Origin of the sequence: Streptococcus sp. A34, from assembly GCF_043674115.1 — a bacterium.
In the GTDB taxonomy this organism is placed as follows: domain Bacteria; phylum Bacillota; class Bacilli; order Lactobacillales; family Streptococcaceae; genus Streptococcus; species Streptococcus suis_V.
In genome coordinates, this window is record NZ_JBIMJM010000042.1 from 1 (window position 1) to 15650 (window position 15650).

A 15650-nucleotide genomic window follows, 5' to 3' on the forward strand; every position below is an offset into this window, starting at 1 on the left:
CATCAACTTACTCAAACATAGTGAAACATCTAATTCTTGACTAAGGTAAGGTGGCTAACTTCATTATAGAACTTTCGTCCTGCTGTTTTTTGATATTTTTTGAAAGAAATTGCCAGAAAATGATTGACAATGACAGTTTTTAGTGTATAATGGTTTTTGTAAACGATTGCAGGAGGTGTTGGACATTCTCAAATCAGAACGCAAGCAAGTCATATTAGAACGCATTCAAGCACAACAATTTGTCCGACTGGAAGAATTGATTGATATTCTAGAAACATCCGAATCCACTGTTCGTAGGGATTTGGACGAGTTAGAGAATGAAGGGAAACTTCGAAGAGTACATGGCGGTGCAGAAGCACCAGCTAAATTGCAACTGGAAGAATCCATTCTTGAAAAATCTGTCAAAAACGTTCAAGAAAAACGGATGATTGCTGAAAGAGCAGCTCAGTTAATTATGGACGGCGATGTGATTTTCCTTGATGCAGGAACAACGACTAGTTTACTGATTGATTATCTTCAACAGGAAAACCTGACAGTTGTAACCAATTCCATTAACCACGCTGTCAAGTTGGTAGAACGCAAGATAAAGACCATTATTATAGGTGGTTATGTTAAGCAATCGACCGATGCTTCAGTAGGTGCCATGGCTTTGGAACAAATTCGACAGCTTAATTTTGACAAGGCCTTTCTGGGAATGAATGGTATTGATAAAAACTACTTTACAACGCCAGACATTGAAGAAGCGTCCATCAAACGTACCATCATAGACAATGCAAAAGAAAGCTATGTTCTAGCTGATGCGTCAAAAATTGGTCAATTCTCCTTTGCCAAGGTTGCAGCCATCGAAAAAGCCAATATTATCTGTCAATCTTCGGAGAGCAGTTTGTTGGACATCATAAAAGAGAAAACGAGGGTAATCGAGGTATGATTTATACTGTTACGCTCAATCCAGCCATTGACTACATTGTTCGACTTGATAGAGTTGAAACAGGCAGTGTCAATCGTATGGAGAGCGACGATAAGTATGCCGGCGGTAAGGGAATCAACGTTAGTCGTGTTTTGAAGCGATTGGGCTATCCAAACACAGCGACAGGTTTCCTTGGCGGTTTTACCGGTCAGTTCATCAAAGATGGATTGGTTGCTGAAGGCATCGATACCGATTTTGTTGAGGTAGACCAAGATACACGGATCAACGTGAAAATTAAGGCAGACCAAGAAACGGAAATCAACGGTTTAGGTCCAATTGTGACCGATACTCAATTGGCAGAATTAGAAATGGTTTTGGCTGGTTTAACTGACCAGGACACAGTTGTCTTTGCCGGTTCAGCACCGGCTAGTCTTGGAAATGAAGTCTACAATAGACTGATTCCTGTGGCGAAAAAAGCGGGGGCTCAAGTAGTTTGTGACTTTGAAGGGCAAACTCTTCTAGACTCATTAGCTCACCAACCACTCTTGGTCAAGCCGAACAATCATGAATTGGAAGCTATTTTCAATGTTGAATTGAGTGGCATTACAGACATCGAGACCTATGCTAAGAAAATCTTAGACATGGGGGCTCAGAATGTTATCATTTCTATGGCAGGGGACGGAGCCTTGTTGGTTACACCAACGGCAACTTACTTTGCCAAACCAATCAAGGGAACAGTGAAAAATTCTGTCGGAGCTGGAGATTCAATGGTGGCAGGTTTTACTGGCGAATACGTTCGCTCACAAGACCCAATCGAAGCTCTCAAATGGGGAGTTGCTTGCGGTACGGCAACAGCCTTTTCAGATGATTTGGCAAGTATCGAATTTATTAAGGAAACTTATGAAAAAGTTGAGGTAGAAACACTATGAAAATTCAAGACGTTTTGAGAAAAGATGTCATGTTGCTTGATTTGCAAGCGACAAGCAAGGAAGCAGTTATCGATGAAATGATTGCTAGTTTGGTTGATAAAGGTTATGTCACTGATTTTGATGTTTTCAAAACAGGTATCATGAACCGCGAAGCACAAACGACAACAGGACTTGGTGACGGTATCGCAATGCCGCACGCTAAGAATGCTGCTGTAAAAGAGGCAACTGTTCTCTTTGCTAAATCAAACAAGGGCGTTGACTATGCAAGTCTTGATGGTCAACCAACTGACTTGTTCTTCATGATTGCAGCTCCAGAAGGTGCTAACGACACGCACTTGGCTGCCCTTGCTGAATTGTCTAAATACTTGATGAAGCCTGGATTTTCTGACAAACTTCGTGGTGTGTCTAGCCCAGAAGAAGTCATTTCAGTCTTTGACGCAGCTGAAGCAGCAGACAAGGCAGCAGAAGAAGTGGTTGCAGCTCCAAGTGGCGACCGTCCATTTATCGTTGCTGTTACAGCATGTACAACCGGTATTGCCCACACATACATGGCAGAAGAAGCACTTAAGAAACAAGCTGCTGAGATGGGGGTTGACATCAAGGTTGAAACAAACGGTGCATCAGGCGTCGGTAACAAACTAACTGCTGAAGATATCAAGAATGCAGCAGGTGTTATCATCGCAGCAGATAAGGCTGTTGACATGCCTCGTTTCAATGGTAAAGCATTGGTATCTCGTCCAGTTGCTGCTGGTATCAAACAAGCAGAAGAATTGATTAACATCATCTTGGACGGTAAAGCGTCAACTTATACAGCAACAGAAGGAGCGGCTACTGTGGAATCTTCAGAAAAACTCAGCCTTGGTAAAGCATTCTATAAACACTTGATGAGCGGTGTTTCTCAAATGTTGCCATTCGTTATTGGTGGCGGTATCTTGATTGCCCTTGCCTTCCTATTCGATGGAGCTCTAGGTGTGCCACAAGACAGCCTTGGTAGTCTTGGTTCATACCATGAAATCGCAGCGATGTTCATGAAGATTGGTGGAGCAGCCTTTGGTTTCATGTTGCCACTTCTTGCAGGTTACATTGCTTACTCAATCGCTGAAAAACCAGGTTTGGTTGCAGGTTTCGTAGCTGGTGCAATCGCTAGTAGCGGTCTTGCTTTCGGTAAAATCCCTTATGCAGCTGGTGGTGAAGAAACCCTTGCCCTTGCTGGTGTATCATCTGGTTTCTTAGGTGCCCTTGTTGGTGGTTTCCTTGCTGGTGGTGTAGTTCTTGTTCTTCGCAACGCTTTGCGTAACATGCCAAAATCACTCCAAGGTTTGAATGCTATCTTGCTCTTGCCACTTTTGGGTACAGCTATCACTGGTTTCTTAATGTTCTTTGTCAACATCCCAATGGCAGCTATCAACACTGGTATGAACAACTTCCTTGCAGGTCTTGAAGGTAGCTCTGCTATTCTCCTTGGACTTGTCCTCGGTGGAATGATGGCAGTCGATATGGGTGGTCCAATCAACAAGGCAGCCTATGTCTTCGGTACGGGTACCCTTGCAGCAACTGTTGCAGATGGTGGTTCTGTTGCCATGGCAGCGGTTATGGCTGGTGGTATGGTTCCACCGTTGGCAGTATTCGTTGCAACCCTTCTTTACAAAAATAAATTCACGCAAGAAGAGCGTAACTCAGGTTTGACAAACATTGTTATGGGGCTGTCATTCATCACTGAAGGTGCGATTCCATTTGGTGCTGCTGACCCAGCTCGCGCCATCCCAAGCTTTATCGCTGGTTCTGCTCTTGCAGGTGCCTTGGTTGGTTTGTCAGGCATTCAACTGATGGCTCCTCACGGTGGTATCTTCGTTATCGCTTTGACATCTAATCCACTTCTTTACCTAGCTTATGTGGCAATCGGTGCAGTGGTGTCTGGTGTCCTTTACGGAGCTCTTCGCCAACCAAAATAATCAACTAAAACCTTGTCTCCTGGCAAGGTTTTTTAGCTATTTCACAAGGTTTATGGTATAATGTGAGTATTATTGTTTAAGAGGAGTCTTGAAAATGAAAATCATTCGCGATAAAGAATTTGTCAACCAGTATCACTTTGATGCTCGCAACAAAGAATGGGAAAAAGAGCATGGTGAGCCAAAAACTGGCTTGAAAGTTGATTTTCAATTGGTCAATAGGGACGAAGAAGCACAGCGGACAACCATGGTTGTTATCTTGCGCTTTATGATTGTCTTGAATCATCATGTGATTTCTGGTGCCTTTAGCCAAGGTGTCCATGTGGACGGTCGCATTATCAATGAACCAACCGAATTTACTGAAGATGAGAAAAAAGAGTTGGTATCTCCTCTCTTAGACATGCTGAAACGCATGACCTACGATGTTACTGAAATAGCCTACGATGCCCCAGGTATCAATTTGGAGTTCTAAATGAAATTAGCAGTTATTACGGATTCGTCGGCCGTCTTGCAGCCGACGACGCTTGCAAACAAAGATGTATTTGTTTTGCCTATTCCGGTCACCATTGATGAGGAATCCTTTGTCGAAGGACAAAATCTGACTGCCGAAGAATTTTATCAAAAGATGGCAGCCTCCGAGGATTTGCCAAAAACCAGCCAACCCAGTCTCTTGGAGTTGGAAGAAATTTTGACAGCCCTGCAAGCCAACGGCTACACGCATGCAGTCGGTCTCTTTCTCTCATCAGGGATTTCTGGATTTTACCAAAATATCCAATATCTGGCAGATGAATTTGAGGGGCTGACAATCGCCTTTCCAGATAGCAAAATCACGTCAGCTCCACTGGGTATGATGGTGGAAAATGTATTGAAATGGGCAGCAGCCGGTCAGTCTTTTGAGGAAATCTGTGCCAAACTGGATCAACAAATTGCCCAAACGTCTGCCTTTATCATGGTGGACGACCTGGATCATTTGGTCAAGGGTGGTCGCTTGTCCAACGCCGCAGCCATTCTCGGCAACCTTCTCAGTATCAAGCCGATTTTGTATTTTACGGCTGAAGGGAAAATCGAAGTCTACGAGAAAGTTCGGACGGAGAAAAAGGCTGTCAAACGTCTCTTGGAAATTCTTCAAGAAAAAACATCCGACGGCAATTACCAGCTGGCCATTATTCATGCCAACTGCCCAGAAAAGGCAGATAGATTCAAAGAACAGTTGGAGCAGGTTGGTGTGACTAGTCAGTTGCCAATCGTGTCATTTGGTTCCGTTATCGGGACGCATTTGGGTGAAGGGGCCATTGCTTTCGGGATTTCGCCCATTATCGAATAGGAGTTTACATGACAATTAAGGTAATTATTGCAGGTTTTAAGGGAAAAATGGGCTCAACAGCGGTTGAGATGGTCAAGGGAGATGCAGACCTTAGTCTAGCTGCCTTGGTGGATCCATTTGCCACTGAGACAGAAGTGGACGGCGTGCCAGTTTTTAAGACAAAAGAAGAAGTTGCAGAGCTAGATGCTGATGTCTGGGTGGATTTCACCACGCCAAAATTTGCCTATGAAAACACACGCTTTGCTTTGGAGAATGGCTTTGCCCCAGTAGTTGGAACGACTGGATTTACACCGAAAGAAATCGACGAACTGACTGTACTTTCGGCTGAAAAAGGCTTGGGTGGCTTGATTGCGCCAAACTTTGCTATCGGAGCTATCTTGCTCATGCAATTCGCAGCACAGGCTGCCAAGTATTTCCCTAATCTGGAAATCATCGAATTGCATCATGACAAGAAAAAGGATGCACCAAGTGGAACAGCTATTAAGACTGCCGAGTTGATTTCGCAAGTTCGTCAGGCGCAGCCACAGGGTGCAGCCGATGAAGAAGAGTTGATTGCCGGAGCTCGTGGTGCAGAATTTGATGGATTCCGTATTCATTCTGTTCGCTTGCCAGGTCTGGTGGCCCACCAAGAAGTGATTTTCGGTGCCCAGGGAGAAGGATTGACTATTCGTCATGATTCTTATGACCGTGTCTCCTTCATGAGCGGTGTCAATCTCGGTATAAAAGAGGTTGTCAAACGCCAGCAACTTGTATATGGTTTGGAACATTTACTATGAAATTAACACATCTGCCTTCTGAATTTCAGGAGGCTTTGCCGATTTTAGAGAAAATTAAGGCCGCAGGTTTTGAGGCCTATTTTGTGGGCGGATCGGTCCGCGATGCCATTTTGAGAAGAACCATTCACGATGTGGACATTGCAACATCCAGCTATCCGCAGGAGACCAAAGCAATCTTCCCACGGACCATTGATGTGGGGATTGAACATGGAACGGTCTTGGTTCTGGAAGGGCATAAGGAGTACGAAATTACGACCTTTCGGACGGAGGAGGATTACGTGGACTTCCGCCGGCCTAGCCAGGTTTCTTTTGTCCGTTCACTAGAAGAAGACCTCAGACGCCGTGATTTTACAGTCAATGCCTTTGCCTTGGATGAACATGCTCAGGTCATCGACTTGTTTTCTGGACTAGAAGATTTGGAGCAGAAGCGTTTGCGAGCGGTAGGAATCCCTGCAGAGCGATTCAATGAAGATGCCCTGCGAATCATGCGTGGTTTTAGATTTGCGGCTAGTCTGAACTTCGAGATTGATCCAGAGACATTTGAGGCCATGCAGGCAACAGCACCGCTCTTGGACAAAATCTCTGTTGAGCGCATTTTTATCGAATTTGATAAATTGCTGACGGCACCCCATTGGCGCAAGGGGCTGCAGGCTATGATTGATTCCAAAGCCTTTGATTTTTTACCAGATTTGGCTGGAAAAGGGCAGGAATTGAAGAAAATGCTATCTAGCTTGCAGGCAGATTTCATCTTTGAAACTTCTGAACAGGCCTGGGCCATGCTCTTTGTCTGTCTGAAAGTGGACAACATCAAGTCCTTCCTCAAAAAATGGAAAACCAGCAATGAATTTCAACGGACGGTCGTGCAATTGGTGAAAATTTATCAGCACCGCCAGACAGGACCAGTGACCAAGCAGATGGCCTACGAATACGGCAGGACACTGATTGAACTGGTCGAAAACCTGCGTCAGGCTCAGGGGCTCTCGGTTGATTTTGAAGAGATTGCTCAACTCGATAAGGACTTGATTATCCATGAACGACATGAGATTGTTGTGAATGGTGGCATGATTATGAAGAATCTAGCTATCAAGCCTGGTCCTCTCTTGGGTCAGGTCCTAAATGCAGTGGAGTATGAGATTGTCGAGGGGAATTTGGCCAACAGAGAAGAGGACATTATGGCTTTTGTAAAGGAGTTTTTAAGCAATGAGTGATTTTATCGTTGAAAATTTGACCAAGTCTGTCGGCGACAAGACCGTCTTTTCAAAGATTTCCTTTATCATCCACCCAGGCGACCGCATTGGGATTATAGGGGTCAATGGCACTGGTAAAACAACGCTTTTGGATGTGATTTCAGGCAAGCTTGGTTTCGATGGAGATATTTCACCCTTTACCAGTAAGAATGATTTTCAGATGGCCTATCTGACCCAGGAGCCTGATTTTGATGAGAGCAAGACCGTTCTGGACACGGTATTGTCATCCGATTTGCGAGAAATCCAGCTTATTCGCCAATACGAGCAGCTCATGGCAAATTATGACGATAAGAGTCAGGCTCAACTTGAAAAAGTCATGGCAGAGATGGATGCCCTCAATGCTTGGGAAATTGAAAGCCAAGTCAAGACGGTTCTGTCAAAATTAGGATTACAGGATGTGACCAGCAAGGTGGCGGATTTATCTGGCGGCCTGCGTCGCCGTGTACAGCTGGCTCAGGTTCTTCTGGGCAATGACGACCTCCTACTTTTGGATGAGCCGACCAACCACCTGGATATTGAGACCATTGAGTGGTTGACGACCTTTTTGAAAAACACCAAAAAGTCTGTCCTCTTTATCACCCATGACCGCTATTTCTTGGACAATATTGCCACACGCATCTTTGAATTGGACAAGGCCGGTTTGACCGAGTATCAGGGGAATTACCAGGACTATGTTCGATTAAAAGCGGAGCAGGACGAGCGGGATGCAGCTCTCCGTCACAAGAAAGAACAGCTCTATAAGCAGGAGTTGACCTGGATGCGGAGACAGCCCCAGGCTCGTGCCACCAAGCAACAAGCCCGTATCAATCGTTTCCATGACCTCAAGAACCAGGTTCATCAAGCTATTGATGACTCAAGTCTTGAAATCAATTTTGAAACCAGCCGAATCGGTAAAAAGGTTATTCAGTTTGAGCAGGTCAGCTTTTCTTATCCTGGAAAGCCGATTTTACAGGATTTTAGCCTGCTAATCCAAAACAAGGACCGTATCGGCATCGTCGGTGATAATGGTAAGGGCAAATCCACCCTACTCAATCTGATTGCAGGCGACTTGCAGGCTGATGCAGGAAAGGTAGACATCGGAGAAACGGTTCGTATCGGTTATTTTTCTCAAGATATTCGTGGATTAGACGAGAGCAAGCGGGTCATCAATTTCTTGCAGGAAGTGGCAGAAGAAGCCAAGACTACATCGGGCATGGTGTCTATTGCTGAACTTTTGGAGCAGTTCCTCTTTCCGCGTAATACCCATGGTACACTGATTGAAAAATTGTCGGGTGGGGAGAAAAAGCGGCTCTATCTGCTGAAAATCCTTCTGGAACGGCCTAATGTCTTGCTTCTGGACGAGCCGACAAACGACTTAGACATAGCGACTTTGACAGTCTTGGAGCATTTCTTGCAAGGTTTTGCTGGTCCTGTCATTACCGTCAGCCACGATCGTTATTTCTTGGACAAGGTTGCTAATAAAATCCTTGCTTTTGAAGACGGTGGTATCCAGACCTTCTTTGGAAACTACACGGACTATCTGGATGAAAAGGCCTTTTTGGCTTCCAGCTCTGCTATTTCTTTGGAAAAACCAAAGGAGAAAATCGAGAAGGTCAGAGAGAACAAGAAGCGGATGTCCTATTTTGAGAAGCAGGAGTGGGCAACCATTGAGGATGAGATTGCTGGTTTGGAGGAGCGGATCGAAGCCATTGAGGCGGAAATGTTGACCTGTGGCAGTGATTTTACCAAATTGTCGGACCTGCAGAAGGAGCTGGACCAGAAAAATGAGCAGCTCTTGGAGAAGTACGAGCGCTTTGAGTATTTGAGTGAGATGGAGGGCTAGGATGAAAACTCTTATCATAGGCTACATGGCCCTTTACCTACTGGTCACATTGGTTTCAGCCCTTTATAGCTTTCTGAAAACCAAAAAGATGAACCTGCTGCGCCTGAGTTTGACATTTTTGGCAATGCTTGTGCTGGCAGTAACCCTTTATTTTTACAGTCAAAGCTACCATGCCTTCCAGATGATTGGTTTTGCCCTTGGTTTTACCTTTATTTCTACGCTTTTTCTCTTCAATGGGACCAAGGAAGGAACTAATTTTATAGCTGCTATGTTGCTGAGTGTTGGGCGCTTTGTTCTCCATATTCAATTTCTAGTTCTGCTTTATCTTTTTAGATAAATTGTCCGTACAAGTTGTTTGAAAGGGCTTTACGAAAAGGTTTGCATTGTGGTATAATAGAGAAAATGAAGTGAGGTAATGATTATGTCAAAGAAAATTATCGGTATTGACCTTGGCGGTACATCTGTCAAATTGGCTATTTTAACGACTGCTGGCGAAATCCAGGAAAAATGGTCCATCAAGACCAACATTTTGGATGAGGGCAGCCATATCGTTCCGGATATTATCGAGAGTATCAAAGATCATTTTGAGAGCCACAATCTGACCAAGGATGATTTCTTGGGAATTGGTATGGGTTCTCCTGGCGTGGTCGATAGCAAAGCTGGTACTGTGATTGGTGCCTATAACCTCAACTGGAAGACCTTGCAGCTGGTCCGTGAACAGTTTGAGACAGCACTTGGTTTGCCTTTCTTTATTGACAATGATGCCAACGTAGCAGCTCTGGGTGAGCAGTGGGTCGGTGCCGGCGAGAATAATCCTGACGTGGTCTTCATGACGCTGGGAACTGGTGTCGGTGGTGGCGTTGTTGCTGCTGGAAATCTGATTCGCGGATCACGCGGTGCAGGTGGCGAACTTGGCCATTTGACGGTTGATTTTGAAGATCCTATCATGTGTACATGTGGTAAGCCAGGTTGCCTGGAGACGGTTGCCTCAGCGACAGGTATTGTCAATTTGACTCGCCGCTATGCAGCTCAGTATGCTGGTGATTCTGAGTTGAAGAAACTCATTGATGATGGTCAAGATGTGACAGCTAAGGATGTCTTTGACTTAGCAAAAACAGGTGATGACCTAGCTCAGATTGTCTACCGCAACTTTGCTCGCTATCTAGGAACAGCTTGCTCCAACATTGCAGCGACGCTAAACCCAGCTTACATTGTCATCGGTGGTGGTGTATCAGCTGCAGGCGATTTCCTCTTGGACGGTGTTCGCAAGGTCTTTGAAGAGACAGTCTTCCCACCGATTAAGGAATCAACTAAGTTGGCTCTTGCAACACTTGGTAATGATGCCGGGGTTATTGGTGCAGCGTCATTGGTTTTGAAATAAGTAAATCAGGCAGAGGAAACTCTGTCTTTTTTAGAAGAAAGGTTCTAATATGGATTTTTAAAAAACAAGCTCAACAGCTAAAAAAAGATTTGCCAGCCCTATTTTTATCAATCAGGGACAGGGAGACCCCTCTTGTCGCTAAATTTTTTGCAGGCTTAACCTTAATCTACGCCTTGTCGCCCATTGATTTAGTGCCAGATTTTATCCCAGTTTTGGGCTGTTTGGATGACATTATTCTATTGCCCTTATTGGTGGCCTTGACCATTCGATTTATACTCAAGGAAATACTTGACAATCACCGATTGGCCGCTGAGGACCTTTGGAAAGATGGCAAACCCAAGAAGTGGTACTATGGTCTTCCAATCATTTTTCTATGGGCCTTGATTATCTACGTCCTAGTAAAAGTTTTTAAGTAGCCTATCCGCTGTCACAGTTTTTAATTGTTTTGTCTTTCAAAACAAATCAGAATCATATATAATGAAAATGTAGAAATATTGATATTGCAAATTATCGGAGAAGGCGTTCTTTATTCGTGGCTATAGATGGCTGAAAGGTTCGAGGAGGTCTATCATGTCAAAAGATCATATCGTCCGCTATCAAGGCTATGTGCTGGTTTTGGGATTTTTACTCTATGCGACAATCTTCTTTCCTGCCCTAAATTTTCAATGGTTTAATACATTTGGTGTGTTTTTTGTTGGAGCAGTAGTATTGCCTTGGGCCATCTACACCAAGCAGATTCCCCACATGCTTATCTGTCTCTTTCTGATCATTAGCCCATTTTTAACATTTTACATTGGATTGTTATCGATGCTCTTTGGTCCTTAAAAATTGGAGGTAAATCATGAAAAAATGGAATCTACACCAAGTTTCCCACTATCTACTTATAGCGGGGACCCTCTTTTGGTTATCAGGATTCTTTCTAGATAACTGGATTCGTCATTGGTTCTTCCCTTCTAGCTGGGGTTCTGTAGTTGTTTTTTACATCCTGCCACCGATTGGACTTGTAACGCTGATTTTGTCCTTCTTCACAAAGAAGGTGTGGCAGGCAGCTCTCTCCATTGCCTTTATCCTATCCTTTTTCATCACCATGTTCGTTGGTTACTTCTTGTTTGGTCCCTAAGAAAGGAGTAGCAGTATGCTAAAGAAAAGTTTGGATTTGTTTAGCTGTTTCATTATCGGCCTGGGATGTCTGATTTGGCTCAGTATATGGTTACCCATGGAAAATTGGTTTCATCTGGAAAAGTGGGCCTATACCGCATGTTTTAAAATTGTCCCCTTGCTGGGAATGGCTCTGCTACCAGTAGCTATCTATCATAAAAAGCCTAGACATACCATTATTGCCCTACTCTTCATCGTTTGCTATTTTCTGACCGCAACATTGGCCATGTATATGGGTAACACTTACCTCTTCACTCCATAGAACTCTAGCTTGCTTCTGGAATTTTTGGGTCAAAAAAAGTATAATAGTTGCATGACAAAAGCAGATATTATTTTTAAAGAAAACATTCGTAAGATTATGGAAGATGGCGTTTTTTCAGAAAATGCTCGTCCACGTTACAAGGATGGAAACATTGCCAACTCCAAGTATATTACTGGTTCCTTTGCTGAGTACGATTTGGCCAAGGGGGAGTTTCCCATTACCACACTAAGACCAATTCCGATTAAATCCGCCATTAAAGAAATTCTCTGGATTTATCAAGATCAGACCAATGACTTGTCTGTCTTGCAGGAAAAATACGGTGTCCAGTATTGGAATGACTGGGAAGTTGAAGGAACAGGCACAATCGGTGAACGCTATGGTGCAATTGTTAAAAAGCATGACATCATTTCAAAAATCCTCAAGCAATTGGAGGAAAATCCATGGAATCGCCGCAATGTGATTTCCCTTTGGGATTATGAAGCCTTTGACCAATCCGCTGGTCTCTTGCCATGTGCCTTTCAAACTATGTTTGACGTTCGGCGAGTAGATGGGGAGATTTATCTGGATGCAACTCTAACTCAACGGTCAAATGATATGTTGGTAGCCCATCATATCAACGCTATGCAGTATGTTGCATTACAAATGATGATTGCCAAGCATTTTGGTTGGAAGGTAGGGAAGTTTTTCTATTTCATCAACAATCTTCACATCTATGACAATCAGTTTGAACAGGCTGAAGAATTACTCCGTCGTACACCATCTGAAGTTGAGCCACGTTTGGTCTTGAACGTCCCAGACGGAACAAACTTTTTTGATATTAAAGCAGAAGATTTTGAGTTGGTGGACTACAATCCAGTTAAACCGCAGTTAAAATTCGATTTAGCAATTTAACTGGATTAGCAGTGAAGAACTTCGTTCTTTTACCTCGCTTCTTTATTTTTAGGCTCGGGCTGAAACAGTTCCCCGAACTGTTTCACTTCCAACCTTCAACAGTCTATACTCAGACTTTCGAAGCCAGTTAAACCGCAACTTAATTTCGACTTGGCGATTTAAGATGAGGGGGGGCTTTCCAGTCCCAACTAGATTCACATTCTATAAATCTTGGAATCTTCCCTATATCTGAGGAGTCGGTGATAGTTTCAACATGATAAAAATTTGCACTAGACCTACTTGGTAAGTGCATTTTTTATGTTTTTTTGATAGAATGATAGGACGGAAAGTGAGAGAAAATGACAAAGAAGATAGTTGCAATTTGGGCACAAGATGAAAATGGATTGATTGGAAAAGGGGATAGACTTCCATGGTATTTACCTGCAGACTGGGCTCATTTTAAAGAAACGACCACTGGTCATACTATGGTGATGGGACGTATAACCTTCGACGGCATGGGAAAACGTGCACTTCCAAATCGACATACCTTAGTATTGACCACCGATAAAAGCTATCAAGTGGAGAGTGACCGGGTCACAGTCCTACATGGTGTTGAAGAAGTTCTGGACTGGCACCACCAACAAGGAGGAACCTTGTTTGTCCTTGGTGGTGGGCAAATTTTTACTGCCTTTGCACCCTACATTGAAGAACTGATTGTAACAGATATTCAGGGGCAATTTGAAGGTGATAGTTTCTTCCCAGAAACTTTTCCAATGGAAGAATTCCAGCTACAAAGTGAACAGTTTCGTCCAAAAGATGAAGCCAACCCCGTTGATTTCATCATAAAAAACTATAAAAGAAGAGAGAAATAGGCATGGAGAGAAGTTTATTCGGTATCTTTACCGCATTCCTGTGCGCGATTTGTGTTTTATGCGCCCTTCAGGCTTTTCAGAAGAAACGGTATGGGCTGGCGATTTTATTTTTATTGAATGCTTTTACAAACTTAGTCAATAGCATTCACGCCGTCTATGGTGTTCTATTTAAATAAGGGGATGAAAGAGGAGAAATATGGCTGTTAAGCATACACACGAGTTAATTTATTGCTCATTTTGTGGAAAAAACCAAGAAGAAGTAAAAAAAATCATCGCAGGAAACAATGTCTTTATCTGTAATGAATGTGTGGAATTGGCCCAGGAAATTATCCGTGAGGAGTTGGCTGAGGAAGTATTGACAGACTTGGCTGATACGCCAAAACCACTGGAATTGCTCAATATTCTCAACCATTATGTTATCGGACAGGACCGTGCTAAACGTGCCTTGGCAGTAGCAGTTTACAACCACTATAAGCGCATCAATTTCCAGGATACGCGGGACGATGAGAATGATGTGGACTTGCAAAAATCCAATATTCTGATGATTGGTCCGACTGGTTCTGGTAAGACTTTCTTGGCCCAAACCTTGGCTAAAAGTCTCAATGTACCATTTGCCATTGCGGATGCGACAGCTCTGACTGAGGCAGGTTATGTCGGTGAGGACGTGGAAAATATCCTCCTCAAACTCTTGCAGGCAGCGGATTTCAATATTGACCGTGCAGAAAGAGGGATTATCTATGTGGATGAAATTGATAAAATTGCCAAAAAAGGTGAAAATGTGTCCATCACCCGCGATGTATCCGGCGAAGGGGTCCAGCAAGCTCTCTTGAAAATTATCGAGGGAACGGTTGCCAGCGTGCCACCTCAGGGCGGACGCAAACATCCAAACCAAGAGATGATTCACGTCGATACCAAGAACATTCTCTTTATCGTTGGCGGCGCCTTTGACGGTATTGAAGAAATTGTTAAACAGCGTCTGGGTGAGAAAATCATTGGTTTCGGTCAAAACAACCGTGCTATTGAAGAAAAAGATTCTTACATGCAGCACATTATCGCGGATGATATTCAGAAATTCGGTATCATTCCAGAATTGATTGGTCGCTTGCCTGTCTTTGCAGCTCTGGACCAATTGACTGAGGATGACCTGGTGCGTATCCTGACAGAGCCTCGAAATGCTCTTGTTAAGCAGTACCAGACCTTGCTTTCTTATGATGATGTCGAGTTGGAATTTGAAGAAGATGCTTTGCAGGAAATTGCCAAAAAAGCCATCGAGCGTAAAACTGGTGCACGTGGACTTCGTTCTATCATTGAAGAGACCATGTTGGATGTGATGTTTGAAGTGCCGAGTCAAGACGAGGTCAAGAAGGTTCGCGTGACAAAAGCAGCAGTAGACGGTGAAGGAAAACCTGAGCTAGAAACTGCCTAAAATTCGTCAGGAGGTGTCAATTGACCGCCTCCTTTTTCAGAGAAAGGGGAAAATATGGAAATCAATACCCATAATGCAGAGATTTTACTGAGTGCAGTTTCAAAGGCTCAGTACCCAGATGATGATATTCCAGAGATTGCCCTGGCTGGACGGTCCAATGTTGGAAAATCGTCCTTTATCAATACCTTGCTGGGGCGTAAAAACCTGGCTCGGACGTCAGGCAAACCTGGTAAAACCCAGCAACTGAATTTTTATAATATCGATGATAAAATCCGTTTTGTTGATGTGCCGGGCTACGGTTATGCCAAGGTTTCCAAGACTGAGCGCGCCAAGTGGGGTAAGATGATTGAGGAATATCTGACCAGTCGAGATAATCTCCGCGTGGTGGTTAGTCTGGTAGATATGCGTCATGAGCCATCCGCCGATGATGTTCAGATGTACGAATTTCTAAAATATTATGAAATCCCAGTCATTGTCGTTGCTACCAAAGCCGACAAAATTCCACGTGGCAAGTGGAACAAGCATGAATCCATTATCAAAAAGAAATTGGATTTTGATAAGAATGACCAGTTTGTCGTCTTTTCATCTGAAACTCGACATGGCTATGACCAGGCCTGGGACGCTATTCTGAGTGAAATCTAACAAAAAATCCCAAATTTCAAGTTGAAGTTAGCCACCCAAAAGAAATTCACTTGGCGACTTGTAGTCCAAGCATTTTTTAGGGTAG

18 protein-coding genes are annotated in these 15650 nt (G+C 43.8%); all 18 read left to right on the forward strand.

Annotated features, from left to right (window positions below; all coding sequences use genetic code 11):
• Positions 1-178: 178 nt before the first annotated feature.
• The 18 genes from ACHBGV_RS09095 (at position 179) to yihA (ending at position 15565) form a co-directional block, all read left to right on the forward strand.
• Complete coding sequence (locus ACHBGV_RS09095) at positions 179-928, forward strand: DeoR/GlpR family DNA-binding transcription regulator (protein WP_394736173.1); 750 nt, start codon at positions 179-181, stop codon at positions 926-928.
• Positions 925-1836 carry a 1-phosphofructokinase gene (pfkB, locus tag ACHBGV_RS09100; protein ID WP_394736174.1) on the forward strand — a complete coding sequence of 304 codons (912 nt, stop codon included), beginning with the start codon at positions 925-927 and terminating at the stop codon, positions 1834-1836. The genes ACHBGV_RS09095 and pfkB overlap by 4 nt, the downstream gene beginning before the upstream one ends.
• Complete coding sequence (locus tag ACHBGV_RS09105) at positions 1833-3788, forward strand: fructose-specific PTS transporter subunit EIIC (protein ID WP_394736175.1); 1956 nt, start codon at positions 1833-1835, stop codon at positions 3786-3788. Before pfkB ends, ACHBGV_RS09105 begins: the two co-directional genes overlap by 4 nt.
• Positions 3789-3882: 94 nt before the next feature.
• A complete protein-coding gene (locus ACHBGV_RS09110) occupies positions 3883-4257 on the forward strand; it encodes a DUF1149 family protein (RefSeq protein ID WP_105111974.1) in 375 nt (124 codons plus the stop codon).
• Positions 4258-5109, forward strand: a complete 852-nt coding sequence (locus ACHBGV_RS09115) for a DegV family protein (protein WP_394736176.1) — start codon at positions 4258-4260, stop codon at positions 5107-5109.
• Positions 5110-5117: 8 nt separating this feature from the next.
• Positions 5118-5885 (forward strand): 4-hydroxy-tetrahydrodipicolinate reductase, encoded by a 768-nt coding sequence (gene dapB, locus ACHBGV_RS09120; protein ID WP_170239280.1) that lies wholly within the window; start codon positions 5118-5120, stop codon positions 5883-5885.
• Positions 5882-7093 (forward strand): CCA tRNA nucleotidyltransferase, encoded by a 1212-nt coding sequence (locus ACHBGV_RS09125; protein WP_394736177.1) that lies wholly within the window; start codon positions 5882-5884, stop codon positions 7091-7093. The genes dapB and ACHBGV_RS09125 overlap by 4 nt, the downstream gene beginning before the upstream one ends.
• Entirely contained in the window at positions 7086-8954 is a 1869-nt protein-coding gene (locus tag ACHBGV_RS09130; RefSeq protein WP_394720029.1) for an ABC-F family ATP-binding cassette domain-containing protein, read from the forward strand. The genes ACHBGV_RS09125 and ACHBGV_RS09130 overlap by 8 nt, the downstream gene beginning before the upstream one ends.
• Position 8955: 1 nt before the next feature.
• Entirely contained in the window at positions 8956-9291 is a 336-nt protein-coding gene (locus tag ACHBGV_RS09135) for a hypothetical protein (protein ID WP_105123281.1), read from the forward strand.
• An 84-nt stretch (positions 9292-9375) separates the two neighbouring features.
• On the forward strand, positions 9376-10335 hold the full coding sequence (locus ACHBGV_RS09140; protein ID WP_105138701.1) for an ROK family glucokinase: 960 nt from the start codon (positions 9376-9378) through the stop codon (positions 10333-10335).
• Between the two features lie 89 nt (positions 10336-10424).
• Positions 10425-10751 (forward strand): YkvA family protein, encoded by a 327-nt coding sequence (locus ACHBGV_RS09145; protein WP_394736178.1) that lies wholly within the window; start codon positions 10425-10427, stop codon positions 10749-10751.
• Between the two features lie 154 nt (positions 10752-10905).
• Complete coding sequence (locus ACHBGV_RS09150; RefSeq protein WP_105123283.1) at positions 10906-11160, forward strand: hypothetical protein; 255 nt, start codon at positions 10906-10908, stop codon at positions 11158-11160.
• Between the two features lie 16 nt (positions 11161-11176).
• Complete coding sequence (locus ACHBGV_RS09155; RefSeq protein WP_105123284.1) at positions 11177-11455, forward strand: hypothetical protein; 279 nt, start codon at positions 11177-11179, stop codon at positions 11453-11455.
• A 15-nt stretch (positions 11456-11470) separates the two neighbouring features.
• Positions 11471-11755, forward strand: coding sequence for a hypothetical protein (locus tag ACHBGV_RS09160; protein WP_394731913.1), 285 nt, complete (start codon positions 11471-11473; stop codon positions 11753-11755).
• Between the two features lie 51 nt (positions 11756-11806).
• Complete coding sequence (locus ACHBGV_RS09165; protein WP_394736179.1) at positions 11807-12646, forward strand: thymidylate synthase; 840 nt, start codon at positions 11807-11809, stop codon at positions 12644-12646.
• Between the two features lie 338 nt (positions 12647-12984).
• The gene (locus tag ACHBGV_RS09170) at positions 12985-13497 is read left to right on the forward strand and encodes a dihydrofolate reductase (RefSeq protein WP_394736181.1); all 513 of its coding nucleotides are present in this window, start codon (positions 12985-12987) and stop codon (positions 13495-13497) included.
• A gap of 196 nt (positions 13498-13693) precedes the next feature.
• Positions 13694-14923 (forward strand): ATP-dependent Clp protease ATP-binding subunit ClpX, encoded by a 1230-nt coding sequence (clpX, locus tag ACHBGV_RS09175; RefSeq protein WP_394736183.1) that lies wholly within the window; start codon positions 13694-13696, stop codon positions 14921-14923.
• Positions 14924-14977: 54 nt separating this feature from the next.
• Positions 14978-15565, forward strand: a complete 588-nt coding sequence (gene yihA / locus ACHBGV_RS09180; protein ID WP_167785535.1) for a ribosome biogenesis GTP-binding protein YihA/YsxC — start codon at positions 14978-14980, stop codon at positions 15563-15565.
• Positions 15566-15650 lie beyond the last annotated feature (85 nt).